General features: G+C 69.4%; 2 protein-coding genes. Both read left to right on the top strand.

The annotated features are described in order from the left end of the window. Nucleotides 1–121 precede the first annotated feature (121 nt). Nucleotides 122–1,627 (top strand): lysine--tRNA ligase, encoded by a 1,506-nt coding sequence (gene lysS, locus VN520_RS01445; protein WP_325744974.1) that lies wholly within the window; start codon nt 122–124, stop codon nt 1,625–1,627. A gap of 129 nt (nt 1,628–1,756) precedes the next feature. Beyond that, nucleotides 1,757–2,113, top strand: coding sequence for an Lsr2 family protein (locus VN520_RS01450; RefSeq protein WP_325744975.1), 357 nt, complete (start codon nt 1,757–1,759; stop codon nt 2,111–2,113). Nucleotides 2,114–2,511 lie beyond the last annotated feature (398 nt).

Consider the following 2,511-nt stretch of genomic DNA (forward strand, 5'->3'; position numbering starts at 1 on the left):
GCTGCCGGTCGATCGGGGAACGTGAACCCGATCTCACCGTGCACGGCCTGCGGCTGGCGTTCGAGCGGCACCGGGCGAGCGGTGGCGGGACGTCGTCCCCGCGCCCGTAGGCTCGGCGTCCGTGAGTGAGGAAGCACCTGGCCTGCCCGACGAGGAACTCCCCGAGCAGCTGCGGGTCCGGCGGGCCAAGCTGGACCGGCTCCGGGAGTCCGGCGTCGACCCGTACCCGGTGACCGTCGCCCGCACGACCACGCTCGCCGAGGTGCGCGCCGCCCACCCCGACCTCGAGCCGGACACGATGACCGGTGAGCAGGTCGGCGTGACCGGGCGGGTGATCTTCTCCCGGAACACCGGCAAGCTCTGCTTCGCGACGCTGCGCGAGGGCGACACCGAGCTGCAGGTCATGCTCTCCCGCGACCGGGTCGGCGAGGAGCCGCTCGCGGCCTGGAAGGCCGACGTCGACCTCGGCGACCACGTGCTGGTCACCGGTGAGGTCGGGACGTCGCGGCGCGGGGAGCTGTCGGTGTTCGCCGACTCCTGGCAGCTGGCGGCCAAGGCGCTGCGCCCGCTGCCGGTGGCGCACAAGCCGATGAGCGAGGAACTGCGGGTCCGCCGGCGCTACGTGGACCTCATCGTGCGCGACGAGGCCCGCCGCACCGTGCACCAGCGCTCCACGGTCATGCGGACGCTGCGCGCCGGGCTGACCGAGCGCCGTTTCCTCGAGGTCGAGACCCCGATGCTGCAGACGGTGCACGGCGGTGCCGCCGCGCGACCGTTCCGCACGCACATGAACGCGTTCGACCTCGACCTGTACCTGCGCATCGCACCCGAGTTGTTCCTCAAGCGCTGCATCGTCGGCGGTCTGGACCGGGTCTTCGAGATCAACCGGAACTTCCGGAACGAGGGGGCCGACTCCTCGCACTCCCCGGAGTTCGCGATGCTCGAGGCATATGCGGCGTACTGGGATTACCAGGAAATGGCCAGCATGACACAGGAACTGGTGCAGGAGTGCTGTGTCGCGCTCTTCGGTGACCATGTCGCGCGTCACCACGACGGAACGGAACTGGACCTCTCGGGCGAGTGGCCGCAGTTGCCTCTCTTCACCGCCGTCTCGAACGCGGTCGGGGAGGAGGTCACCCCCCAGACGCCGGTGGAGCGGCTGCGCGCGCTGGCCGAACGAAATGACATCGGTGTCGACCCGGCCTGGCTGCCGGGCAAGGTCGTCGAGGAGTTGTTCGAGGCACTGGTGCAGGACACCCTGCAGTCGCCGACCTTCGTCGTGGACTACCCGGTGGACACCTCACCGCTGACCCGGGCGCACCGGACCACACCGGGACTGGCCGAGAAGTGGGACCTCTACATCGGCGGTGTCGAGCAGGGGACCGCCTACTCGGAACTGGTCGACCCCGTGGTCCAGCGCGAACGGTTCACGGCGCAGGCCCTGCTGGCCGCGGCCGGCGACCCCGAGGCGATGGCGCTGGACGAGGACTTCCTCGAGGCCCTCGAGTACGGCATGCCGCCCACCGGGGGCATGGGCTTCGGCATGGACCGGCTGATGATGACGCTCACCGGATTGGGCATCAGGGAGACGATCCTGTTTCCGTTGGTGCGGCCGATCCACCAATGACCTGCTGCTCGGAGAGTACCCGAATGGGTGCGATGGATTACCCCTATTCCGCCGGGTTGTGGTGCAATGTGCCGGACGGGGCATCAATGGCGACAGTCCAGACGCCGGAGCAACAGGAGTGAGCAGACAATGGCACGCAAGGTCCAGGTGATCCTGAGCGACGACCTCGATGACAGCATCTCCGCTGACGAGACGGTCACGTTCGCACTCGACGGGACGACGTACGAGATCGACCTGTCGGAGAAGAACGCCGAGGAGATGCGTGACGTCTTCGGCAAGTACGTCTCCGCCGCCCGCAAGGTGAGTGGCCGCAGCAGTGGTCGCGCCTCCGGTGCCGGCCGTTCCCGGGCGACCGGTGGCGGTGGCCGGATGGACCGCGAGCAGGCCGGCGCGATCCGCGACTGGGCCCGGAAGAACGGCCACGAGGTCAGCGACCGGGGCCGCATCCCGGCCAGCGTGGTCGAGGCCTTCGAAGCCGCCCACTGAGTAAGGGCCCTCCTGCTCCCCACCACTCGCAGGCTCGTGGCGGGCCCCTGCAGGAGGGCCGCAACAGAACGACGACCCGGTGCCCTGAGGGCACCGGGTCGTCGTGCGTCCGCTGACGGCGTAACTGCGGCGGAACAGTGCTCGTGGGACGACAGTTGTCTCCATCGAGCCACCCCGTCGGTCCGAGGGACTCTTCCCGACGCCGACCCGGTGGCGCGAACTACAGTGGAGCGACCGGTGCCCCAGCGCGCCGACGTACGTCGGGTGTCCACCGTCCCCTGCCGGGGACACGAGCACAGCAGGTCCAGCCGGTCAGAGGGAGATACAGCAGATGTTCGAACGGTTCACCGACCGAGCCCGTCGGGTGGTCGTCCTGGCCCAGGAAGAGGCCCGGATGC

This window comes from Streptomyces sp. (assembly GCF_035563135.1).
Lineage (GTDB): Bacteria > Actinomycetota > Actinomycetes > Streptomycetales > Streptomycetaceae > Streptomyces.

What these genes read in the sequence shown, in the direction of transcription:
- VN520_RS01450 (WP_325744975.1), top strand. Translation starts at nt 1,757, where the DNA reads ATGGCACGCAAGGTCCAGGTGATCCTGAGCGACGACCTCGATGACAGC.